The organism is Amycolatopsis sp. lyj-109 (assembly GCF_046548995.1).
Classification (GTDB): domain Bacteria; phylum Actinomycetota; class Actinomycetes; order Mycobacteriales; family Pseudonocardiaceae; genus Amycolatopsis.
Genome location: NZ_JAJPWR010000020.1, coordinates 1 through 22,067 on the forward strand (window position 1 = coordinate 1; position 22,067 = coordinate 22,067).

General features: G+C 71.3%; 20 protein-coding genes and 1 rRNA gene. 16 read left to right on the forward strand and 5 right to left on the reverse strand.

Annotated features, from left to right (window positions below; translation table 11 throughout):
* Positions 1 to 134: 134 nt before the first annotated feature.
* From rrf to recN, 7 genes are all read left to right on the forward strand, one after another.
* Positions 135 to 251 (forward strand): 5S ribosomal RNA (rrf, locus tag ACLJQF_RS35390).
* 97 nt (positions 252 to 348) lie between these two features.
* Entirely contained in the window at positions 349 to 2,745 is a 2,397-nt protein-coding gene (locus ACLJQF_RS35395) for a hypothetical protein (protein ID WP_410614623.1), read from the forward strand.
* On the forward strand, positions 2,738 to 3,703 hold the full coding sequence (locus tag ACLJQF_RS35400; protein WP_410614624.1) for an HAD-IIA family hydrolase: 966 nt from the start codon (positions 2,738 to 2,740) through the stop codon (positions 3,701 to 3,703). Before ACLJQF_RS35395 ends, ACLJQF_RS35400 begins: the two co-directional genes overlap by 8 nt.
* 17 nt (positions 3,704 to 3,720) lie before the next feature.
* Positions 3,721 to 3,918, forward strand: a complete 198-nt coding sequence (locus tag ACLJQF_RS35405; RefSeq protein WP_410614625.1) for a hypothetical protein — start codon at positions 3,721 to 3,723, stop codon at positions 3,916 to 3,918.
* Positions 3,919 to 3,923: 5 nt separating this feature from the next.
* On the forward strand, positions 3,924 to 4,766 hold the full coding sequence (locus ACLJQF_RS35410) for a TlyA family RNA methyltransferase (protein WP_410614626.1): 843 nt from the start codon (positions 3,924 to 3,926) through the stop codon (positions 4,764 to 4,766).
* A complete protein-coding gene (locus ACLJQF_RS35415; protein WP_410614627.1) occupies positions 4,763 to 5,707 on the forward strand; it encodes an NAD kinase in 945 nt (314 codons plus the stop codon). The genes ACLJQF_RS35410 and ACLJQF_RS35415 overlap by 4 nt, the downstream gene beginning before the upstream one ends.
* A 72-nt stretch (positions 5,708 to 5,779) precedes the next feature.
* Positions 5,780 to 7,561: a DNA repair protein RecN gene (gene recN, locus ACLJQF_RS35420; RefSeq protein ID WP_410614775.1), complete on the forward strand. Its 1,782-nt coding sequence runs from the start codon at positions 5,780 to 5,782 to the stop codon at positions 7,559 to 7,561.
* A 51-nt stretch (positions 7,562 to 7,612) separates the two neighbouring features.
* Here recN and ACLJQF_RS35425 read toward each other — a convergent pair whose 3' ends face one another.
* On the reverse strand, positions 7,613 to 8,179 hold the full coding sequence (locus ACLJQF_RS35425) for a VOC family protein (protein WP_410614628.1): 567 nt from the start codon (positions 8,177 to 8,179) through the stop codon (positions 7,613 to 7,615).
* Between the two features lie 282 nt (positions 8,180 to 8,461).
* Here ACLJQF_RS35425 and ACLJQF_RS35430 point away from each other — a divergent pair, with 282 nt between their 5' ends.
* From ACLJQF_RS35430 to ACLJQF_RS35445, 4 genes are all read left to right on the forward strand, one after another.
* Positions 8,462 to 8,764 carry a zinc-binding dehydrogenase gene (locus ACLJQF_RS35430; protein WP_410614629.1) on the forward strand — a complete coding sequence of 101 codons (303 nt, stop codon included), beginning with the start codon at positions 8,462 to 8,464 and terminating at the stop codon, positions 8,762 to 8,764.
* Positions 8,764 to 9,936: a DUF1266 domain-containing protein gene (locus ACLJQF_RS35435; RefSeq protein ID WP_410614776.1), complete on the forward strand. Its 1,173-nt coding sequence runs from the start codon at positions 8,764 to 8,766 to the stop codon at positions 9,934 to 9,936. Before ACLJQF_RS35430 ends, ACLJQF_RS35435 begins: the two co-directional genes overlap by 1 nt.
* A 98-nt stretch (positions 9,937 to 10,034) precedes the next feature.
* Complete coding sequence (gene steA / locus ACLJQF_RS35440) at positions 10,035 to 11,219, forward strand: putative cytokinetic ring protein SteA (RefSeq protein ID WP_410614630.1); 1,185 nt, start codon at positions 10,035 to 10,037, stop codon at positions 11,217 to 11,219.
* Positions 11,216 to 12,166, forward strand: a complete 951-nt coding sequence (locus tag ACLJQF_RS35445; protein WP_410614631.1) for a copper transporter — start codon at positions 11,216 to 11,218, stop codon at positions 12,164 to 12,166. The genes steA and ACLJQF_RS35445 overlap by 4 nt, the downstream gene beginning before the upstream one ends.
* Before the next feature lie 67 nt (positions 12,167 to 12,233).
* Here the strand turns inward: ACLJQF_RS35445 and ACLJQF_RS35450 are convergent, their stop codons facing one another.
* The 3 genes from ACLJQF_RS35450 to ACLJQF_RS35460 all read right to left on the reverse strand — a co-directional run bounded on the left by ACLJQF_RS35450 (position 12,234) and on the right by ACLJQF_RS35460 (position 15,716).
* Positions 12,234 to 13,499: an alginate lyase family protein gene (locus tag ACLJQF_RS35450; protein WP_410614632.1), complete on the reverse strand. Its 1,266-nt coding sequence runs from the start codon at positions 13,497 to 13,499 to the stop codon at positions 12,234 to 12,236.
* Between the two features lie 91 nt (positions 13,500 to 13,590).
* Positions 13,591 to 14,298 carry an aspartate/glutamate racemase family protein gene (locus ACLJQF_RS35455; protein WP_410614633.1) on the reverse strand — a complete coding sequence of 236 codons (708 nt, stop codon included), beginning with the start codon at positions 14,296 to 14,298 and terminating at the stop codon, positions 13,591 to 13,593.
* Positions 14,295 to 15,716 carry an NCS1 family nucleobase:cation symporter-1 gene (locus ACLJQF_RS35460; RefSeq protein WP_410614634.1) on the reverse strand — a complete coding sequence of 474 codons (1,422 nt, stop codon included), beginning with the start codon at positions 15,714 to 15,716 and terminating at the stop codon, positions 14,295 to 14,297. Before ACLJQF_RS35460 ends, ACLJQF_RS35455 begins: the two co-directional genes overlap by 4 nt.
* A gap of 149 nt (positions 15,717 to 15,865) precedes the next feature.
* Here ACLJQF_RS35460 and ACLJQF_RS35465 point away from each other — a divergent pair, with 149 nt between their 5' ends.
* From ACLJQF_RS35465 to ACLJQF_RS35480, 4 genes are all read left to right on the forward strand, one after another.
* Positions 15,866 to 16,519, forward strand: a complete 654-nt coding sequence (locus tag ACLJQF_RS35465; RefSeq protein ID WP_410614635.1) for a GntR family transcriptional regulator — start codon at positions 15,866 to 15,868, stop codon at positions 16,517 to 16,519.
* 205 nt (positions 16,520 to 16,724) lie between these two features.
* Positions 16,725 to 17,885, forward strand: a complete 1,161-nt coding sequence (locus ACLJQF_RS35470) for an acyltransferase (RefSeq protein WP_410614636.1) — start codon at positions 16,725 to 16,727, stop codon at positions 17,883 to 17,885.
* A gap of 89 nt (positions 17,886 to 17,974) precedes the next feature.
* Positions 17,975 to 19,675: a CTP synthase gene (locus tag ACLJQF_RS35475; protein ID WP_410614637.1), complete on the forward strand. Its 1,701-nt coding sequence runs from the start codon at positions 17,975 to 17,977 to the stop codon at positions 19,673 to 19,675.
* Complete coding sequence (locus ACLJQF_RS35480) at positions 19,672 to 20,301, forward strand: NUDIX domain-containing protein (RefSeq protein ID WP_410614638.1); 630 nt, start codon at positions 19,672 to 19,674, stop codon at positions 20,299 to 20,301. Before ACLJQF_RS35475 ends, ACLJQF_RS35480 begins: the two co-directional genes overlap by 4 nt.
* Positions 20,302 to 20,392: 91 nt before the next feature.
* Here ACLJQF_RS35480 and ACLJQF_RS35485 read toward each other — a convergent pair whose 3' ends face one another.
* Entirely contained in the window at positions 20,393 to 20,917 is a 525-nt protein-coding gene (locus ACLJQF_RS35485) for a DUF1707 domain-containing protein (protein ID WP_410614639.1), read from the reverse strand.
* Between the two features lie 107 nt (positions 20,918 to 21,024).
* On the opposite strand from ACLJQF_RS35485, the gene xerD reads away from it, so the two are divergent.
* A complete protein-coding gene (gene xerD, locus ACLJQF_RS35490) occupies positions 21,025 to 21,927 on the forward strand; it encodes a site-specific tyrosine recombinase XerD (RefSeq protein WP_410614777.1) in 903 nt (300 codons plus the stop codon).
* Positions 21,928 to 22,067 lie beyond the last annotated feature (140 nt).

Here is a 22,067-nt window from a genome sequence, read left to right on the forward strand (position 1 = left end):
AATGGAAGCACAGTAATGTGTTGTCGAGTTGACTGGTACTAATAGGCCGAGGACTTGTCTACAAAGATGTTACGCATCCACTCTACGGTTCTGAAACACCACACCAGCACATGGTGTGTGTTGTTTCGGAGTGTTTCGGTGGTTATAGCGTCAGGGAAACGCCCGGTCCCATTCCGAACCCGGAAGCTAAGCCTGACAGCGCCGATGGTACTGCAACCGAAGGGTTGTGGGAGAGTAGGACACCGCCGAACTTACCTTCCGTACGGCCCGTTAGGATAGCCAGTTGGCTGCCCTAACGGGCCGTACGCGTATGTCCAGAACAAGATTTTTTCCACGGCAGGAGGCCAGGTGTCCGAGTTCGGTCGACGAGACTCAAGCGATGATGGGTCCGGCCGGTCGGCACGCCGGGACGAAGGCTCCCGGGGCCGGTCGGACGGATCCGGGGGAGACCGGCGCGGCGCGCGGCAGGACCGCGGTGGCCGCGACAGCACCCACCAGGGCCGCCCGCGCCGCGACGACCAGGGCGTCCGCGGCGGCGGCAAGCCCTTCCGCGGCGGCGACGGTCCCCGCGACCGCGACCAGCGCGGAGGGTACGCAGGTCAGAGCCGCAGCAGCGGCGGCCGCGACGACCGCAAGGGCGGGTACGGCAGCCGCGACTCCGGCGGCCGGCCGGGCGGCAGCCGCTTCTCCGACGGCCCGAGCCGCACCGGTGGCGGCCGCTCCGACGACCGGGGCGCCGGCCGATCGGGCAGCCGGTACGAGGACCGGGGCAACAGCCGCTCCGGGACCCGCAGTGACAGCCCGGGCCGCAGCTACGAGGACCGGGGCGGCCGGCCGCAGGGCAAATCTTCGTACGGCGACCGCAAGCCCCGCTGGGACAACCGCCGCGACGACGACCGCAGCAGCCGCCCGGGTGGCTCCCGCTCGGACGACCGCGGCCGTGGCGACGATTCGCGTGGCGCCCGGACGGGTGGTTTCCGTTCGGATGACCGGGGCCGTGGCGACGATTCGCGTGGCAGCCGCCCGGGTGGTTTCCGCTCCGACGACCGGGGCCGTGGCGGCAGCGACTCGCGCGGCGGTGGCTACCAGCGCCGCGACGACGACCGTGGTCCCCGTGCCGGCGGCTTCCGCTCCGACGACCGCGGCCGTGGTGGCAGCGACCGTCGCGATGACTCGCGCGGTGGTTACCAGCGCCGTGATGACGACCGTGGTGCGCGGACCGGTGGTTTCCGGTCCGACGACCGCAGCCGCGGTGGCAGTGATCGCCGCGACGACTCGCGTGGCGGTGGCTACCAGCGCCGCGATGACGACCGGGGCGCCCGTACCGGCGGCTTCCGCTCCGACGACCGCAGCCGCAGTGGCAGCGATCGCCGCGACGACTCCCGTACCGGTGGCAGCCAGCGCCGCGATGACCGCGGTGGCCGGACCGGTGGTTTCCGTTCGGATGACCGGAGCCGTGGCGGCAGCGACTCGCGCCGCGACGATGACCGTGGTGCGCGGACCGGTGGTTTCCGGTCCGACGACCGCGGCCGCAGTGGCAGCGACCGTCGTGACGATGACCGTGGTGCCCGGACCGGCGGCTTCCGGTCCGACGACCGGGACCGTCGGGACGACTCGCGGGGCGACTCGCGGGGCGAACGCCCCAGCCACCAGCGCCGCGACGACGACCGTGGGGCCCGGACCGGGGGTTTCCGGTCCGACGACCGCGGCCGGGCCGGCGACGACCGTCGGGATGACTCGCGGGGTGACCGTGGCAGCTACCAGCGCCGCGACGACTCCCGCAGCGACAGCCGCGACTCCCGTGACTCCCGCAGCGACAGCCGTGACTCCCGTGAGAACCGCGGCGAGCGCACCGGTGGCGGCTTCCGCGACTCCGGCAAGCGCTACGACCGCGACAACACCAGCCGGCCCCAAGGCGACCGCACGGACCGTCCCCACCGGGAGACGCGGCCCAAGGTCGGCGGCCCGCTCGACGACGAGGCCCTTGCCAAGGAACTCCTCGAGGCGCCCGAACTCCCCGAGGAGATCGAGTTCTCCGACCTCGACGAGGAAGTCCGCCGCGAGCTGCGGACCCTGCCGAAGGGCCTGGCCGAGACCGTCGGGAAGCACCTCGTCGCCGCTGGTGGCCTGCTCGACAGCGATCCCGAGGCCGCCCTCGAGCACGCCAAGTACGCCAAGGCCAAGGCGTCGCGCATCCCGATCGTGCGCGAGGCGCTCGGCCTGGTCGCCTACCACGTCGGCAACTGGTCCGAAGCCCTGTCCGAGCTGCGGGCCGTCCGCCGGATGACCCGGACCGACGACCACATCGCCATCATCGCCGACGCCGAGCGCGCGCTCGGCCGTCCCGAGCGGGCCCTCGACCTCTCGAAGGAGGTCGATTCGACGAAGCTCGCGAAGGCCACCCAGGTCGAGCTCGCGATCGTCGCGGCCGGGGCGCGGCGGGACCTCGGGCAGCTCGACGCCGCCGTCGTCTCGCTGCAGGGTGACGACCTCAAGGCCGAGAAGCGCGACCCGTGGAGCGCTCGCCTCTTCTACGCCTACGCCGACAACCTCGCGGCCGCCGGGCGCAAGGACGAGGCCATCCGGTGGTTCCTCAACGCCGCCGAGGCCGACGCCGAGGACGAGACCGACGCCGCCGAGCGGGCCGCCGACCTGTCGAACGAAGACAGGGACAACGCGGACAAGAGCAGCGCCGCCGAGGACAACCCCACCAAGGAAAAGGACGCCGAAAAAACCGATGAGTGACGCTCTCCTCGCGGCCTACGACGCGGTCCTCTTCGACCTCGACGGCACCGTCTACCACGGCACCCGGGTGATCCCGGGTGCCCCGGAGACGGTGCGGGCCGCGCGGGAGCACGGCACGCCGGTCCGGTTCGTCACGAACAACGCCTCCAAGGCACCCGACGAGGTCGTGGCGCACCTCACCGGGCTCGGCATCCCCACCGAGACCGCCGAGGTGCACACCAGCGCCCAGGCCGGCGTGCAGTTGCTGAAGGAACGGCTCGAGCCCGGCGCCGAGGTCCTCGTCGTCGGTACCGAGTCGCTCGCCGCCGAGGTGACCGGGGCCGGGCTGAAGCCGGTGCGGGAGAACGGCGACGGCGTCCGGGCCGTCGTGCAGGGGCACTCGCCGGACAACACGTGGGCCGCGCTGGCCGAGGCCTGCCTGGCCATCCGCGCCGGCGCGCTGTGGGTGGCCTGCAACGTCGATGCGACGCTGCCCAGCGAGCGCGGGCTGCTGCCCGGCAACGGCTCGATGGTCGCCGCGCTGCGCACCGCCGCCGACGTCGAACCGCTCGTCGCCGGGAAGCCGCAGCCGTTGCTGTTCGACGCCGCCGCGCGGTCGGCCGGCGCGGAACGGCCGCTGGTCGTCGGCGACCGGCTCGACACCGACATCGCCGGGGCGGTCGCCGCGGGCATCGACTCGCTGGTCGTCCTGTCGGGCGTCGCGACGCCGAAGCAGCTGATCGAGGCCGGCCCGGCCGAGCGCGGGACGTACCTCGCGCACGACCTCACCGCGCTCACCGAAGCGGCCGAGGACCTCCGGATCGGGCCGAGGCCGGGCTGGACCGTCACCGTCCGGGACGGCGTCCTCGTCGCGGACGGCGACGGCGACGACCTGGACCTGCTCCGCGCGCTGTGCCACACGGCCTGGGAGACCGGCGTCACCGAACTCGGCGAGCGCGCCGAGGCCCGGCTGCCCTGACTGATACCGTTTGCACTGTGCAGGACCATCCCTACCCCGTCCCGGGCCCGCCGCCCGGTTCGTTCTCGCAGCAGACCGACCCGCGGGCCGGCGTCGACGAAGCCGTCGCCGGGCTGGACGACCTGGACGCGCTGCCGCTCGCGGAGCACGTCGAGCGCTTCGACGCCGTGCACACCGAGTTGACGGTCGCCCTGTCCAGCATCGACAAGGTCTGATCGGCGTGCCCAAGCGGGCCCGCCTCGACGCGGAACTGGTTCGGCGCGGTCTCGCCCGGTCGCGCGAGCAGGCGTCGGCCCTCATCGGCGACGGCAAGGTCACCGTGCGCGGCATGGTCGCGTCCAAGCCCGCCACCGGCGTCGAGTCCGACGCGCCGATCGTGGTCAAGGACGAGGACGACCCCGGCTGGGCCTCGCGCGGGGCGCACAAGCTCCTCGGTGCGCTGGAAGCGTTCACGGAGCTGAGCGTCGAAGGCAAGCGCTGCCTCGACGCCGGCGCGTCCACCGGCGGCTTCACCGACGTCCTGCTGCGCGGCGGCGCCGCGACCGTGATCGCCGCCGATGTCGGCCGCGGGCTGCTCGACTGGCGGATCCGCACCGACGAACGGGTAGTGGTCATGGATCGCACGAACGTCCGCAACCTCACGCCCGACGACCTCGGCGGGCAGGTCGACCTCGTCGTCGGCGACCTCTCGTTCATCTCGCTCAAGCTCGTGCTGCCCGCGCTCGCGGCCTGCGCGCGCGAGGGCGCCGATCTGGTGCCGATGGTGAAGCCGCAGTTCGAGGTGGGCAAGGACCGCCTCGGCAGCGGCGGCGTCGTCCGCGACCCGGAGCTGCGCGCCGAATCCGTGCTCACCGTCATCGGCGAGGCCGCGAAACTCGGGCTCGCCCTGCGCGGGGTGACCGCCAGCCCGCTGCCCGGGCCGTCCGGGAACGTCGAGTACTTCGTGTGGCTCACCAAAGCCGGTGTCACCGGAGAAAACGTGGCCGAGTCCACTGTGGACGCGGTAGACAGGTCTGAGGCCGAGCGGCTCGTCCGAACCGCCGTCGAGGAAGGGCCCGCATGACCACCGAACGTGAAGTGCTCCTCATGGTGCACCCCGATCGCGAAGCGACGGGCGAAGCCGCGCGCGAGGTTTCGGCACGCTTCGCCAAGGCCGGCATCCGGATCCGGGTGACCGAGCACGACGTCTGCGCGCTGATCAACCCCGAACAGCACGGTGTCGGCGCGATCTGCACCGTCGTCGACCCGGACGACAACCCCGCCGCTGGCGTCGAGCTGGTCTTCGTCCTCGGGGGCGACGGCACGCTGCTGCGCGCGGCCGAGCTGGCCCGGCCCGCCGGGGTGCCGGTGCTCGGGGTGAACCTCGGGCGCGTCGGCTTCCTCGCCGAAGCCGACTCCGACGCGCTCGCCGACACCGTCCAGCGCGTGGTCGACGGCGACTACCAGGTCGAAGAGCGGATGACCATCGACGTCACGGTCACCCACGACGGTGAAGAGCTCGCCCGCACCTGGGCACTCAACGAAGCCAGCGTCGAGAAGAGCACCCGGGAGCGGGTGCTGGACGCGCTGATCGAGGTCGACGGCCGTCCGGTGTCCGCCTTCGGCTGCGACGGTGTGCTGTGCGCCACACCCACCGGCTCGACCGCGTACGCGTTCTCGGCGGGCGGCCCGATCATCTGGCCGGACGTCCAGGCGCTGCTGGTGGTGCCGAGCAACGCGCACGCGATGTTCGCGCGGCCGCTGGTCGTCTCCCGCGATTCGGTGATCACCGTCGGGATCGACCCGGACGGCTCGTCGGCGGTGCTGACCTGCGACGGGGCCCGCCCGATCGACCTGCCGCCGGGCGCGCGGGTGCGCGTGACCTGCGGGACGACGCCGGTGCGGCTGGTCCGGCTGTGGGACGGCCCGTTCACCGACCGCCTGGTCCAGAAGTTCTCGCTGCCGGTGAAGAGCTGGCGCGAGCGCCACGCGCGTCCCTGCGAGGATGACCCGCTCGACGCTTAATTCGAACATATCGGCGACGCGCCGGGGTCCCGGGCGCGCAGAGTGTCGGTGGTGGCCGCTACCGTAGGCGGCGTGCTGGCCGAGATGCGCATCCAGGGCCTCGGAGTCATCGAGGACGCCCTGCTGGAACTGCACGCGGGTTTCACCGTGGTGACCGGTGAGACGGGTGCGGGCAAGACCATGGTCGTCACCGGGCTGCACCTGCTGTCCGGGGGCCGCGCCGAGGTGTCCAAGGTCCGGACGGGAATGCTCAAGGCATTCGTGGAAGGGCGGTTCACCTACTCCGGCGTCGAAGGCGCCGAACGGATCGTCGCCGATTCGGGTGCGGACGTGGACGAGGACGGCAGCGTGATCGCGCTGCGCGCGATCGCCGTCGACGGGCGGTCCCGCGCCCACCTCGGCGGCCGGTCCGTGCCGGTCGGCGTGCTCGCGGAGCTGTCCGAACAGCTGATCGCGGTGCACGGGCAGAACGATCAGCTGCGGCTGCTGCGGCCGGCCGAGCAGCGCGCGGTGATCGACCGGTTCGCCGGCGATGCCGTCGCGAAGCCGTTGCGGGCGTACCAGGAAATCCGGTCCGAGTGGCTGGCCGTGATCGCCGAGCTGACCGAACGGTCGACGCGGTCGCGGGAGATGGCCCAGCAGGCCGATCTGCTCAAGCACGGGCTGACCGAGATCGACGCCGTCGCGCCGGAACCGGGCGAGGACGTCGAGCTCACGGCGCAGATCAAGCGGCTCGCGGCGGCCGACGAGCTGCGCGCGGCGGCGACCGAGGCGCACGTCGCGGTATCCGGCTCCCCGGACGGCGACCCGGACGCTCCGGGAGCGGCCGGCCTGGTCTCCGAGGCGCTGCGGCGGCTTTCGACGTCCGAGGACGCCGTGCTGCGCGAGCTGGCGCCGCGGCTGGAGGAGGCGTCGGTGCTGCTCGCCGACGTCGGGTCCGAGCTGGGCAACTACGTCGAGACGCTGGACGCCGACCCGGCGCTGCTGGAGCGGGTGCTGGCGCGCCAGGCCGACCTCAAGCGGCTGACCCGCAAGTACGCGGCGGACGTCGACGGCGTGCTGGCCTGGGCCGACGACGCCCGGCGCCGGCTGGAAACCATGGACACGTCGGAAGAAGCGCTCGCCGAGCTGGCACTGCGGCGCGACCACCTCGCGATCCAGCTGGCCGCGCACGCGGCCGAGGTGTCGGGCGCGCGCGCGACGGCGGCGGCCGATCTGGCGGCGGAGATCACCCGCGAGCTGTCGGGGCTGGCGATGGGCCAGGCGGCGATCGAGGTGACGGTCGAGCAGCGCCCGGCCGAGCACGGCGACACGCACGCGCTGACGATCGACGGCCGCGCGGTGCACGCGGGCACGGACGGCGTCGACGACGTCGAGCTGCTGCTGCGCGCGCACGACGGCGCGCCGCCGCTGCCGGTCCACAAGGCCGCCTCGGGCGGTGAGCTGTCGCGGGTGATGCTGGCGATCGAGGTGGTCCTGGCCCACGCGGACACGGTCCAGACACTGGTGTTCGACGAGGTCGACGCGGGAGTGGGCGGCCGCGCGGCGATCGAGATCGGCCGGCGGCTGGCCCGGCTGGCCCGGACGCACCAGGTTCTGGTGGTGACCCACCTGCCGCAGGTGGCCGCGTTCGCGGATCAGCACCTGGTGGTGGACAAGGGGCACAGCGGCGGGGTCACCCGAAGCGGTGTGAAGAACCTGAGCCAGGCCGAGCGGGTGAGCGAGCTGGCCCGGATGCTCGCGGGCATGGACAACGAGACGGGCCGGGCGCACGCGGAGGAACTGCTGGCGACGGCGGAGAAGGACAAGGCGGAGTTCGAGCCGAAGAAGAAGCGCGCGGTGAAGAAGAAGTAGCCGGGCTGCCGGCTTGGCGGGTGGGGCTCGAGGTGCCCCACCCGACGCGGCTCAGCAGGCGTCCGGGTCCTCGACACCCGGCGGCGGGGTGAACAGCTCCTCGAAGGTCTGGTCGACGAGCTCGAGCACGTTGCCGAACGGGTCTTCGCAGAAGCAGAACCACGACTTCGGCCCCACCTGGTGGATCTTGCTGCGCTGGCGGCCGCCGAAAAGGGCGATGCGGCTGGCCGTCTCCGTCACGTCGAGGCACGTGAAGCAGATGTGGAAGATTCCGGTGCGCCAGTAGTCGAAGTTTTCGGCGCGGCGCTCGGCGACCGGGCCGGTGAATTCGAACAATTCGATTCCGGTGCCGCCCGGCATGACCATGTGCGCGATCCGGGCGCTCTGCCAGCCCTCGCCGTAGATGTCCGACGCGGGCCCGCCGCCGGGCGCGTCGCTGCTGATGGAGAACGGGCCGAGCAGGAGCTTGAGGCCGAAGACCTGCTCGTACCAGGCAACCGCGCGGTCGAGGTCGGTCACCGACAGGGCGGCGTGGTTGAAGCCGGTCCGCACGGCGGGCGGGGCGAGGCGCTCGAGCGCGGCGAGCCGCGGTGCCGGGACGGCGGGCAGGGTGGGCACGCCCGGAACCACACCGGTTCCGGGAACGCCGACATCGCTGGGCTGCGTGGGCAAACTCCTGGGTGGCATGAGAAACGCTCGGTGGCGCAATGCGATCACCCCCCATGAGGATGCATTGCACAGCCGTCGGCTGTGCGACCAAGTATCGGCGGTCCCCGCGCGCGCGTGAGCACCTCGGAGAGCCCTCGGCGGCCACGGAAGGTTCTCGCGGGCGACGGGGTTGGACGCCGTTCTCGAACCGGTCGGCACCCGACCCTGCCGGACACCCTGAACGCCACCCGGGTGCACGGGACCGTCTGCTTCACCGGCATGTTGTCCAACCAGTGGACGATCTCGAACTTCTATCCGATCGGCTACCTTCCCGCCGGGGTGCGGTTGACCGCTTATGGTGGTGAGGCGGACGACCTGCCCGCCCCCGTTCTCCAGCGCCACCTCGACCGGATCGCCGCCGGCGAAACAAGCCTCGGCCCGGTCGAGGTGTACTCGATGGCGGAGATCCGGCAGGCGCACGACGACCTGGAGCACAACCGGACGGCGGGCAAGCTCGTCGTGCTGACCGGCCGATCGGAGGGAGCCGCCCCGTGATGCTGCCGCCGCCCGCCGATGTCGAAGCCCAGCTCGCCGCCGCGCGGCGGGAGAGCGACCTCGATCGCTACCTCGGCCTGCTCGCGGGCGAGGAGCTGTTCGTGCCGATCCGGCGGGTGGACGCCCGGAACATCCTCGACGAGCGGGCGGAAACCTTCCCGAACGTCTACTTCGAGACCGGCGGCGACGAGTTCCTGCAGGTCTTCACCCGGGGCGCGCTGCCGGACTTCGGCCCGGACATCGTGGCCATGAGCGGCGCGCTCGACTGGGCGGTCGACGGCGTCGGGCGGCACGAGCGCGTCGTGTTCAACCGCGGCACCCGCGGCGAGTGGCGGCTGCCGGGGGCGACGCTGCAGCCGTGGCTCGACGCGCACACGGGCGACGTCACGCCCCTGGAGGAGCAGGTCGAGCGGCTGATCACCGCGCCGTACGGGCACCTCGAAGGGCCCATCGCGCACGCGCTGGCCTGCGGCGCGCACCTGGCCGTGCTCAACGCGGCGCCCTGGAACCTCCTCGACGGCCGGTACCACGACTACGTCGCCGAAGTGCGCACCCTGCGGGACTGGTGGGGCGTGCCCGACCCGGCCGGCTGGCGCGCGACCATGACCGGCCTGATCGGTGACGGCTATGCCCTGACACCCGGCAACCTGGTCCTGATGCTGCGCCTGCGGTTCGCCGCCGAGTACGGGCTGCCCGGCGCCGAGTTCGACCCGCTGACCTGGGCGCAGCTGGTGGACCGGTGGTGCACCGAGAACGACGCCGCGGACCAGGCCGGCGAACTGCGCGACACCGTCCGCCGGGTGTCCCGGTACGAACGACGGCTCCGCGCCGACGGCCTGGTCGACCCGGACGGCTGCGTGACGACGGCGCTGTCCTGGGACGTCGGCCGCGCGGTCACCATCGCCCGCGCCGGGCTGGCGGCCGGGTACTGCGACGCGCTGAGCGCCGAGCTGATGGTGCTCGAAGCCGGATCGCTGGCCCGTCGCTACCACCAGTCATGGGCCGACCTGTCGGCGGGGTACGTCATGGGCCGGGTGCTGGATGCCGGCGAGGACGAGTTCGGCGAGTGGTACCCGGCGGCCGTGCGCGTCCACCACCAGCTCCTTCAGGATCCGGCCAGCCCCTGGCTGAACCTCGATTTCGGCTCGCTGTCGGAGGAGTCCGAGGCCTGACCCGCGCGGGGGATGGCGACCGGGCTCACCACAACGAGTCACGGCGGCTACGGCGTGGCGTACGTCGTCCCACGAGCAAATTTGTCACCATCGGCCACATGAAGCTCACGGGTCTGCTCACGCGGAATCAGGAACCCCTGCCGGGGATCACCGGGGTCGCCCGGGTCGACCGCCGCACCCGGGAGCTCCTGCGCCGGATCAGTCCCGGCGACATCGTCGTGCTCGACCAGCTGGACCTCGACCGCGCGACGGCCGACGCCCTGGTCGAGGCCGAGGTCGCGGGCGTGGTCAACGCGTCGCCGTCGATCTCCGGCCGGTTCCCGAACATGGGCCCCGAGATCCTCGTCGCGGCCGGCGTCCCGCTCGTCGATTCGGTCGGCAGCGAGCTGCTGCGCTCGATCAAGGACGGCACGAAGCTGCGGCTGCTCGACGGCGTCGTCTACATCGGCGAGCGGCAGGTCGCCTCCGGCATCGAGCAGACCACCGAGAGCGTCGCCGACCAGATGATCGAGGCCAAGGCCGGGATGTCGACGCAGCTGGAGGCGTTCTCGGCGAACACGATCGAGTTCCTGCGCCGCGAACGCACCCTGATCCTCGACGGCGTCGGCGTCCCCGAGCTGAAGGTGCCGCTGCGGGACCGGCACGTGCTGGTCGTCGCGGGCGGCAACGGGCACGCCGAGGACCTCAAGAAGCTCAAGAAGTACATCGCCGAGCACCGCCCGGTGCTGATCGGCGTCGACGCCGGCGCCGACACCCTGCGCGTGCAGGGCTACCGGCCGGACGTCGTCGTCGGCGACCCCACCGGCATCGGCACCGCGACCCTGCGCGGCGGCGGCGAGGTTGTCGTGCCCGCCGCGCCGGACGGACACGCGCCCGGCGTCGAGCGCATCCAGGACCTCGGCATCGGCGCGGTGACGTTCCCCGCGTCCGGCAACGCCGAAGACCTGGCGCTGCTGCTGGCCGACGCGCACGGCGCCAGCCTGGTCGTGACCGTCGGGTTCCAGGCCACGCTGCGCGAGTTCCTCGACCACGGCCGGTCCGGCTCGAACCCCTCGACGTTCCTGACCCGGCTGAAGCTCGGCACGAAGCTCGTCGACGGCAAAGCGGTGGCGACGCTGCACCGCAACCGGGTGTCCATCGGCGCGGTCGTCCTGCTCGTGCTCGCCGCGGTCGTGGTGGTCGCCGCGGCGCTGCTGGTGTCCGATGTGGGCTCGGTCTACCTGGACTGGCTGAAGGACACCTGGAGTTCGTTCGTCGTCTGGGTCAAGGGATTGTTCACGTGATTTCGCTGCGGTACCACGTAGTTTCCATCGCCGCCTGCTTCCTCGCGCTGGCCGTCGGGGTCGTGCTCGGCTCGACGGCGCTCAACGGCACGCTGCTGTCCGGGCTGGCGGGGGAGAAGAAGGACCTCGGCAGCCAGGTCGCAGACCTGGAGGCGCAGCGCAACGCGCTCAACGCCCGGCTGACCGACGCCGACGCCTTCGCCGGCTCGATGGGCCCGAAGGTCGTCGCCGGCACGCTGGACAAGCGGTCGGTGGTGCTGGTGACCACCGAAGACGCGCGCCCGGCCGACCGGGACGCGCTCAAGCAGCTGATCGGCCAGGCCGGCGCCTCGGTGACCGGCGAGGTGCAGCTGACGGCGGCGTTCGCCGACCCGGACAAGGCCGACCAGCTCCGCGACGTCGTCACGCGGCTGCAGCCGGCCGGCTCGAAGTTCCCGACCGCGGGTGACTCGGGCACGCTCGCCGGCGCGCTGCTCGGTTCGGTGCTGCTGCTGGACAAGACGACGGCGAAACCGCAGTCCTCGCCCGAGGAACTGGCGGCCGCGCTGAGCGGGCTCACCGACGGCGGGTTCGTCAAGGCGGGCCAGGACGTCAAGCCCGCCCAGCTGGCCGTCGTCCTCACCGGCGCCCAGGCGACCGGCGACGGCGCGGGCGACCGGGCGGCGACGATCGCCCGGTTCACGACGCAACTCGACCGCAGCGGCGCCGGCACGGTCCTGGCGGGCGATGCCGGTTCGGCGGACGGCACCGGCGCGCTGGGCGTGGTCCGGGCGGACACCTCGGCGACGTCGATTCTGTCCACAGTGGACAACGCGGACACGTCGGCCGGCCGGGTGAGCACCATCCTGGCGTTGAAGGAACAGCTCGACGGCGGCGCGGGCCGCTACGGCGTGGCGGGCAACGCCCAGGCCCCCGCCCCGGGCGTCACCGCACCGGCCGGCAACTGACGCAGTCTGCCGCGGCTTGTCGTGAGTGGTAATTAGGGTTCTAACCCGAATTACCACTCACGAGGGCCTACCGCAGGGGCGGGTCCAGCGGGAAGCAGGACACCCGCACCGGCCAGGTGTCGCCGCCCGCGGGCAGTGGCATTTGCTTCAACGCCGCCGCCGCGTCGGTGTCGTGCGCCTCGTCGGCCGCCGCGTGGAAGATGTCCGCCGCGATCGACTGGTCGAACACGCCGATCTGCTGGTGGGGCCAGGCTTCCGCGCCGTGCAGCGCGCCCGGGATCAGCTGGTCGACGACCTTCCGCAGCGTCACGCCGTTCGCCGTCCGGTACTTCCAGACGTCGACGCCGAGGTTCTTCCCGACCTCCGCCATCCGGCCCCACGCCGTCAGGTTGAAGTTGACGTAGTGCCACGACATCGTGCGCGACAGTTCCAGGGGCTGGCTGCCGTCGGCGGCGAACTGCACCGGGAAGCGCTTCTGCTCCGCGTCGAGCACGATCTTCTTCGCTTCGGAACGCTTGCCCAGGTACGCCGAGATCGTCGCGTTCTGCATGTCGAGGAAGATGCCGTGGTTGTTGGTGGCGGCCAGTTCCAGCTTCGCCTGCGGGCTCGTCTGCATCCAGTCGAGGTACCGCGTCAGCCAGGCCTTGATCCCCGAGCGGTCCTTCCCGGTCCAGCCCGGCGCGCCGCCGTCGAGCAGGGCGAACGCGTCCATCAGCTGGCTGAACGACTGGGTCGAGTCGATGATCCCGGTGCCGCTGACGGTGTTCCGGCACGGGACGATCTGCGAGTACGTCATGTTGGGGTTCATCCGGGTGGCCGGGTCGAGGAACCACGTCCGGATGTCCAGCGCCGCCCGTTTCGCGTACTTCGCGTCGCCCGTGTAGTACCAGGCCAGCGAGAGGTAGTACATCGCGTCCCACGCCCACATCCGGTACGTGTGATCGGTGATCGCGTCGGCCTCCGGGTTGCGCTGGCCGTCCTTGCTGACGTACGGGCAGCCCTGCGGGTTCTCCGGTGTCTTCGGCTGGCTCGCCCACCAGTAGGGCGCTTGGCTCGTGTAGTCGTGCTTGTCGCCGCTCGGGGGCGCGGACGGCTTGTCCATGACCGACCACGGCCCGGCCGTGAGCGCGGTGTTCGCCTTGTCCAGCACCACTTTCAGCGCCTCGCGCTGGGCGGTGGTGGCGTGCCCGCCGCGGATCGCCTGCCGGATGCCCGCGAGCTTGGCGCCGTCGGTGACGATCGTGTGCGGTGGCGACGCGGCCACCGCCGTCCCGCTCACCGGGACCAGGACCATGCTCGCCGACAACGCCAGTGCGCCCAATGCCCTTCGCACTTCGACCGCCCTTCCGGGGACGTCAAAATCCCCACTCGTCACCGGGCGGCGGTACGGCTGCAGGGATTCTGACCGGGCGAAGCGGCGGATGTCAATCAGGCCAGGTGCGGCGCTTGTCCAACGGCCGCGCGTACGACCCCGCCCGGCTCGTCTTCAACCCCAGCGCCACCAGGGACTCGGCGAGCCGGACCGCGGCCGCGACGCCGTCGATGACGGGAATGTCCAACATCGTTGCGATCTTCCGGTCCAGGCCGGTCATCCCGGCGCAGCCGAGCACCAGCACCTCCGCCCCGGCGTCCCGCGCGCGGCGGCCGGCGGTGAGCAACGCCGACTCCGTGCGGCGGTCGTCGTTCAGCTCCAGGACCCCGAGCCCGGCGCCGGTGACCGTGACGCAGTTCTGCGCGACCCCGGCGGCGTGCAGGCTGTCCTCGATCAGGCCGCACGTCCGGTCCAAAGTGGTCACCACGCCGTAGCGGCGGCCGAGCAGGCACGCCAGGTGCGCGGCGGCCTCGGTGATGTCGACGACCGGGACGTCCAGCAGCTCGCGCGCCCCCTCGCGGCCGTGTTCGCCGAACCCGGCGAGCACGACCGCGTCGAACGGTTCGTCCAGTCCCCGCAACAGGTCCAGCACCGCCGCGGCGGACAGGAAGCTGTCCAGCCAGCCCTCGGCCGACTCCGGGCCCCAGCGCGGCGTCTTCGCGAGGATCTCGGTGCCGGGGCTCGCGGCCGCGCGGGCCCCGGCTGCGATCTCCTTCGTCATCGCCTCGGTGGTGTTGCAGTTGGTGACGACGATCCTCATCGGTGCTTCCTCGACACCACGAAGTAGAGGGCGGCGGACGACGCCGTGCCGATGAACCACGAGTACGGCGCGGCCGGCGCGAAGTACGGCACCAGCGCGATCACCGCGGCCAGCGCGGCGGTCGGGAAGAACGTCACCAGGGCACGCGGGTTCACCCGGGGGTAGATCCCGCCGTCGACGAACAGCTGGGCGACGTCGACCTTGCCGCGCCGGATCAGGTAGTAGTCGACGATCATGATGCCGAACAGCGGGCCGAGGAACGCGCCGAGCCCGCCGAGGAAGTAGTTGACCACGGCCGGCGAGGAGTACAGCTTCCACGGCAGCACGCACAGGGCCGCGACCGCGCTGATCATCCCGCCGACGGTGAAGCTGATCCGCTTCGGCCAGATGTTGGCCAGGTCGTAGGCGGGGGAGACGAAGTTTGCGACGATGTTGACGCCCATGGTGGCGATGGCGAAGGTGAGCGCACCGACGATGAGCACCGGCGTGTTGTGCACCTTGGACAGCAGCTCGGCCGGGTCGGTGATCGCCTCGCCGAACACCTGCATGCTGCCCGCGGTGACGACGACCGACAGCAGCGCGAACGCCGTCGAGTTGATCGGCAGGCCCCAGAAGTTGCCGCGCTTCACGGTCTTCTGGTCCGGGGCGAACCGCGAGAAGTCGCAGAAGTTGAGCATGAGCGTGCCGTAGGTGGCCAGGATGAGCCCGGCCGCGCCGAACCACTGCCGGATCTGCTCCCCGGTGGACAGCTGTTTCGGGCTGCTGGTGAAGGAGATGTTCCAGTTCCCCGCGGCGAGGATCCAGACGGCGAGGGCGATCATCACGACCCAGATCGCCGGGCCGCACCAGTCCTGGAACTTGCGCACCGACTCCATGCCGCGGGTCAGGATCAGCGCCTGGACCGCCCACAGCGCGACGAAGCAGATCCAGCCGAGGGCGTGCAGGCCCAGGAAACCGTGTTCGGTCAGGGGTTTCAGGCCCGGGTCGATGGCGAGCACGAGCAGCGTGATGGCCACGCTCGCGAGGTAGGTCTGGATGCCGTACCAGAAGATCGCGATGACCGCCCGGATCAGCGCGGGCAGGTTCGCGCCGAACGTGCCGAAGCTGATCCGCGCCACGACCGGGAACGGCACGCCGGTGCGCTGGCCGATCCGGCCCATCAGGTTCATGCCGGCGTAGATGATGATGAACCCGAACAGCAGCGCGGTGAACACCTGCCAGGCCGAGAGCCCGAGCACGAACAGGCCGGCCGCGAAGGTGTAGTTGCCGAGGTTGTGCACGTCGGACATCCACAGCGCGAAGATGTCGTAGACCTTCCACCGGCGTTCCTTCGCCGGCGCCAGGTCTTCGTTCCACAGCCGGGGGTCCGGCGGCGGGGTCGTCTCTTGGGACGGTTCGGTGAGCGGGGCGCCGGTCATGCGGGGCCCTCCGATCGACGTGCGGGGACGGCGATTTGGGATACCAAACTTTGGAATCCCAAATATCACCCCGGTGTCGGGCCGAGTCAACCCTCCGGCCGATAAACTCGTGTTACGGCCGGTTACGGCGGTGTTGAAGGAGAGGCGCGGTGAACGAGCGGCAACCCCTCGCGGCCACCCGGCAGCGGGTGCGCGAGGAGCTGCGCGAACGGATCCTGACCGGCCGGCTCCGCCCGGGGGACAGGCTGGTCGAGCGCGAGCTGGCCGAAGACCTCGGCGTCTCCCGGGTGCCGGTGCGCGAGGCCATCCGCAGCCTGGAGGCCGAGGGCTTCCTCGTCGTCCAGTCGCCGCGGCGGGTCGTGGTCCGGCAGCTGGCGCGGGTCGACGTCGAAGAGCTGTTCGACGTCCGCGAGGCGCTCGAAGGCCTGGCTGCGGGGCTGGCGGCCGAGCGTGCGGGCGCGGCCGGGCTCAAGGGGCTCGCCCGCGTCCTCGCCGACGCCGCGCGCGCCACGGCCCGAGGGGACGCTGCCCGGATCACCGAGCTGAACTCGCGCTTCCACGACGAGATCGTCGCCATCGCGGGCAACTCGCTGCTCTCCACCATGCTCCAGCCCCTCGAGGGCAGGCTCCGCTGGCTCACGAGCCAGAACGAGCACTGGATCGAGCTGCTCGACGAGCACCGCCGGCTCTACGAGGCGATCGCTTCGGGCGACGCGGAACGCGCGAAGGCGTCCGCGGTCGAGCACGTGCGCGTCAACCGCGAGGTGACCCTGCGGGCGTTGTTCCCCCAGATCACAGCTTGATGACGAAGGTCACGCTGCGTACCAGACAGCTCACGCGTTAACATGATCGCGGAGCCTTCGCTCTCTGAGCTGAAGTGGCATATCCAACAGCCTGCAAAGCCCCGGCCAACAGGCGCTTCCCAGGGACTTCATGGGAAATTCACAGAATGGGTGGCAAGTCTGACAACGTGAACCACGCCGACGACGGTGCCGGATCGGCGGCACGATGACCACTGCCCAGGCCACGCTCGAGGCCCCCGCCCGCGGTACGAGATCGGGCGGCAAAGCGCCCTACCTCCACCAGATCGACCTGTTCCGGTTGATCACGTTCGCCTGCGTCATCCTCATCCACGTGGTGGGCGCGACGAACTTCGCGCAGGACGTCGGCGCCAACGCCGTCGAGACGCCGCTGCACTTCACCCGTGAGGCCTTCTTCGCGCTCACCGGGTTCGTGCTGGTGTTCCAGAACCGTGGCCGCGAATTCACCGCCGGCGACTTCTGGCGACGGCGGCTCCCGCTGGTCGCGACGCCCTACCTCGCGTGGTCGATGTTCTTCTGGGCGTACGGCCTGGTGACCGGAGAGCAGCAGCCGGGCTCGCTCGAGGCGTCCATGCGCCTGCTGCTCAAGGACCTCGTCACCGGCGGGGCCTGGTACCACCTGTACTTCCTGCTGGTGACGATGCAGGTCTACCTGCTGTTCCCGGTGCTGATGAAGCTGCTGCGGGCGACCGAGGGCAAGCACAAGTGGCTGCTGCTCGGCAGCGGCCTGGTGCAGGTCGGCGTGACGCTGTTCATGACCTACCAGCCGTTCGGCGTCGGCTACGAGACGATCACCCACCTGTACGGCACGATCCTGCCGTACCAGTTCTACACGCTGTTCGGCGCCGTGGTGGCCATGCACTTCGAGACCGTGCACGCCTGGGCGGGGCGGCACCGGCTGCTGCTCGGCGGCGCGTTCGTGGCGGTGCTCGCGGGCACCGAGTGGTACTACTTCCGGACTGTCCACAGCGGAACTTTCCCTCAGGTGGCCAGCGACCCGTTCCAGCCGTACCTGATCCCGTGGTTCCTCACCGTCATCGCGGCGATCTACGCGTTCGCGACGAGGTGGGCGGCACGTCGCCGGGAAGGCAGCCGCGGGGCCCGGGTGGTCTCGTGGGCGGCGAACCGGTCGTTCAGCATCTTCCTCGTGCACCCGCTCGCGCTGGCGCTGCTCGGGCCGGCGATCCCGCACGTCGCCGAGCGGTTCGGCGCGCCGTGGCTCAGTGTGATCATCTACCTGGCGACGATCACCCTGACCATCGTGATCGTGGAGGTCCTGCGGCGGCTGCCGGGCAGCCGGGCGCTCACCGGGCGCCCGCGGCTGCGTGCGGCGAAGGTTGCGGCTTAGGTCACCCAGGTGGGTGGCCGGGGTCATATCCGGCGTCTCGGGCATGTCACAGCGCGCGGATCCGCAGCCGTGGGATATGCTGGCGGCCCGTGGGACTTCAGTCACGGGCAACCAAGTACGTTTTTGTCACCGGAGGCGTTGCCTCCTCTCTGGGTAAGGGACTCACGGCTTCCAGCCTGGGTCAGCTCCTTACCGCACGCGGGCTTCGCGTCACGATGCAGAAGCTCGACCCCTATCTCAACGTCGACCCCGGGACGATGAACCCGTTCCAGCACGGTGAGGTGTTCGTCACCGACGATGGTGCCGAGACCGATCTCGACATCGGGCACTACGAGCGGTTCCTCGACCGCGACCTCGACGGCAAGGCCAACGTCACGACCGGCCAGGTCTACTCCGAGGTGATCGCCAAGGAGCGCCGCGGCGAGTACCTCGGCGACACCGTGCAGGTCATTCCGCACATCACCGACGAGATCAAGGCCCGGATCACCGCGGCCGCCGAGCCCGACGAAACCGGCCAGTCGCCGGACGTCGTCATCACCGAGGTCGGCGGCACGGTCGGCGACATCGAGTCCCTGCCGTTCCTGGAGGCCTGCCGCCAGGTCCGCCACGACGTCGGCCGCGACCACTGCTTCTTCCTGCACGTCTCGCTGGTGCCGTACCTGGCGCCGTCGGGCGAGCTCAAGACGAAGCCGACCCAGCACTCGGTCGCCGCGCTGCGCAACATCGGTATCCAGCCCGACGCGCTGGTCTGCCGGGCCGACCGGGAGATCCCGGAGGACCTCAAGCGCAAGATCGGCCTGATGTGCGACGTCGACACCGAGGCCGTCATCGCCTGTCCGGACGCGCGGTCCATCTACGACATCCCGAAGGTGCTGCACCGTGAGGCGCTCGACGCCTACGTGGTCCGCCGCCTCGGGCTGCCGTTCCGCGATGTCGACTGGACGGTGTGGGGCGACCTGCTCGACCGCGTGCACAACCCGAGCGAGGTCGTGCGGATCGCCGTGGTCGGCAAGTACATCGACCTGCCGGACGCCTACCTCTCGGTTACCGAGGCCCTGCGTGCGGGCGGGTTCGCCCACCGCGCCAAGGTCGAGATCGTCTGGGTGGCCTCCGACGACGCGCAGACCGCGTCCGGGGCCGCGTCCGTGTTGTCCGATGTGGACGGTGTGCTGATCCCGGGCGGGTTCGGCATCCGCGGCATCGAGGGCAAGGTCGGCGCGATCGAGTACGCGCGCACCCGCGGTGTCCCGCTGCTCGGCCTGTGCCTCGGCCTGCAGTGCATGGTCATCGAGGCCGCCCGGCACCTGGCCGGGATCACGGACGCCGGGTCGTCGGAGTTCGACGAGAACACCAAGCACGCGGTGATCTCGACCATGGCCGACCAGCGCGACGTCGTCGCGGGGGAGCGGGACATGGGCGGCACCATGCGGCTCGGCGCCTACCCGGCGAAGCTCAAGGCGGGTTCGCAGGTCGCCAAGGCCTACGGCACCACCGAGGTCTCCGAGCGGCACCGGCACCGCTACGAGGTCAACAACACCTACCGCAAGCAGCTCTCGGACGCGGGCCTGGTCTTCTCCGGCACCTCGCCGGACGACCGCCTGGTCGAGTTCGTCGAACTGCCGGCCGACAAGCACCCGTTCTTCGTCGGCACCCAGGCGCACCCGGAGCTCAAGAGCCGCCCGACCCGGCCGCACCCGCTGTTCAGCGCGTTCGTCAAGGCCGTCGTCGACCGCAAGGTCGCCGAGCGGCTGCCGGTCGAGCTGCCCGAGGCCCCGGTGGCGGCCCGGTGACCGCGCCGGGCGAGCACGAGTTCAGCGTCGCGGCCAGCCGGGACGTCCACATCGGACGTGTCGTCGGCCTGCGGATCGACGACGTCGTGATGCCGGGCGGCGACACCGCGGTCCGCGAGGTGATCGAGCACCTCGGCGCGGTGGCGATCGTCGCGCTGGACGACGAGCAGCAGGTCACGCTCATCCACCAGTACCGGCACCCGATCGGGCACCGGCTGTGGGAGCTGCCCGCGGGCCTGATCGACCACCTCGGCGAGGACCCGGTCGGCACGGCCGAGCGTGAGCTGGTCGAAGAGGTCGGCCTGGCCGCCGACGACTGGGTGACCCTGGTCGACGTCGCGGCGTCGCCCGGTTTCACCGACGAGGTCGTGCGGGTCTTCCTGGCCCGCGGACTGTCCGATGTGGACCGCGAGGTGCTCGGCGAGGAGGAGGCGGACCTGGTCATCCGCAAGTTCCCGCTCACCGAGGCGGTCCGGATGGCCCTGGCGGGCGAGCTGATCAACGGCGCCACGGTGTCCGGGGTGCTGGCCGCGCACGCGGTGCTCACGGGCACGGCGTCGCCGCGGCCGGCCGACGCCCCCTGGGAGGACCGCCCGACAGCGTTCGCCAAGCGCAAGCAACCCTGACCTGCTCCGCTGCGCCCCTGACCTCGGCAAGTTCGTGAAGGCCACCTTGAGGAACTACAAGTTCCTCAAGGTGGCCTTCACGAACTTCGGCTCAGGGGCGGAGGGGGCGGCCTTCGGCGTCCGTGCCTCCGTTGGCCAGGATGACGATGCCGTCGATGATCGGCCACAGCACGCCGACCCCGGTGCAGAAGGTGGCGAAGAGCTGGAGCACCCCGAGGGTGGTCTGGCCGGTGTAGAACCGGCCGATGCCGAAGGGCAGCAGGATCTGCAATACCCCGGCCACCGTCCTCGACCGGTGCGAGTACGGCACGGGCATGGGCATCGACGGCGCGTACGGCACCGGGGCAGGTGGCGGCGCATACGGGTCCGGCCCGTACATCGGCAGCTGTGTGGTGGGTTGCGCGTACGCCGGCGGTGGCCCGAAGAAGCCCGGGTGGGGGTGCGGCAGGTCGCGGAACAGCGGCCGCAGCTCGCCCAGCGTCGCCGCCGCGTAGGCGTCGGTCACCCGCGTCTCGTACTCGTCCGGCGTGATGCGGCCCATGCCGAAGTGATCGGCGAGCAACCTCGCCGCTTCCTCCCGCTCGGCCGTGCCGATGCGGAGCGCATCCGACTCCATGAATCCACGGTAACCGCGTGGAGCCGGGAGCGGGGTTTCTCCCCGGTCACGAGTGTCCGGCGGCCTAAGGTGACGGCGTGGCCTCCAGCCCGCACAGCACCGACGGCGTGATCGCCGCGTACCTCGACCACCTGGTCGTCGAACGCGGGACCGCGCGCAACACCCTGGACAGCTACGCCCGCGACCTGCGCCGGTACGCCGCGCACCTGGACGGCCTGGGCATCGCGAAGATCGCCGACGTCACGTCCGCGCACGTCACGGCCTTCGGTGCCGCCCTGCGCGAGGGCGACGACGAGCACCGGCCCCTGGCCGCGTCGTCGGCCGCCCGGGCCCTGGTCGCCGTGCGGGGCCTGCACAAGTTCGTGCACGCAGAGGGCCTCACCGAGCACAACCCGGCCCGCGAAGTCCGGCCGCCGACGCCGGCGAAGCGGCTGCCCAAGGCGCTGCCGGTCGACGACGTGCTGCGGCTGCTCGAGACGCCGCCGCCGGACGGCGAGCGCCCGCTGCGCGACCGGGCGCTGCTGGAGCTGCTCTACTCGACCGGGGCGCGGATCTCCGAGGCGGTCGGCCTGGACGTCGACGACGTCGACGACGCCGAGCGCACGGTGCTGCTCGACGGCAAGGGCGGCAAGCAGCGGCTGGTGCCGATCGGCCGTCCCGCGCTCGCGGCGCTGCACGCCTACACCGTCCGCGCCCGCCCGGCGCTCGCCGCCCACGGCCGGGGCACCGCGGCGCTGTTCCTCAACGCCCGCGGCAGCCGGCTCTCGCGGCAGAGCGCGTGGCAGGTCCTCAAGGACACCGCCGGACGGGCGGGCATCACCGCCGTCGTGTCGCCGCACACCCTCCGCCACTCCTTCGCCACGCACCTGCTCGAAGGCGGCGCCGATGTCCGGGTCGTCCAAGAACTTCTCGGCCACGCCTCGGTGACGACGACCCAGGTGTACACGCTGGTCACGGTCAACACGCTGCGCGAGGTGTACGCCACGGCGCACCCGCGAGCGTTGGGCTAGACGGCCCTATAAACGGGCAAGGGCCTTCCCAACCTGCACCGAAGGTCGAGTGACATTGCCCCCTCGGGTCCGGCGCGTTGCTTTGCCGGGGCTCCGACTCCGGACATAGGCTGCCGGGGACTTCGCCGACTAAGGAGCCT

Coding starts and splice junctions, on each gene's coding strand:
- ACLJQF_RS35400 (WP_410614624.1), top strand. CDS start 2,738: ATGAGTGACGCTCTCCTCGCGGCCTACGACGCGGTCCTCTTCGACCTC.
- ACLJQF_RS35415 (WP_410614627.1), top strand. CDS start 4,763: ATGACCACCGAACGTGAAGTGCTCCTCATGGTGCACCCCGATCGCGAA.
- ACLJQF_RS35435 (WP_410614776.1), top strand. CDS start 8,764: ATGCTGCCGCCGCCCGCCGATGTCGAAGCCCAGCTCGCCGCCGCGCGG.
- steA (WP_410614630.1), top strand. CDS start 10,035: ATGAAGCTCACGGGTCTGCTCACGCGGAATCAGGAACCCCTGCCGGGG.
- ACLJQF_RS35455 (WP_410614633.1), bottom strand. CDS start 14,298: ATGAGGATCGTCGTCACCAACTGCAACACCACCGAGGCGATGACGAAG.
- ACLJQF_RS35460 (WP_410614634.1), bottom strand. CDS start 15,716: ATGACCGGCGCCCCGCTCACCGAACCGTCCCAAGAGACGACCCCGCCG.
- ACLJQF_RS35470 (WP_410614636.1), top strand. CDS start 16,725: ATGACCACTGCCCAGGCCACGCTCGAGGCCCCCGCCCGCGGTACGAGA.
- ACLJQF_RS35485 (WP_410614639.1), bottom strand. CDS start 20,917: ATGGAGTCGGATGCGCTCCGCATCGGCACGGCCGAGCGGGAGGAAGCG.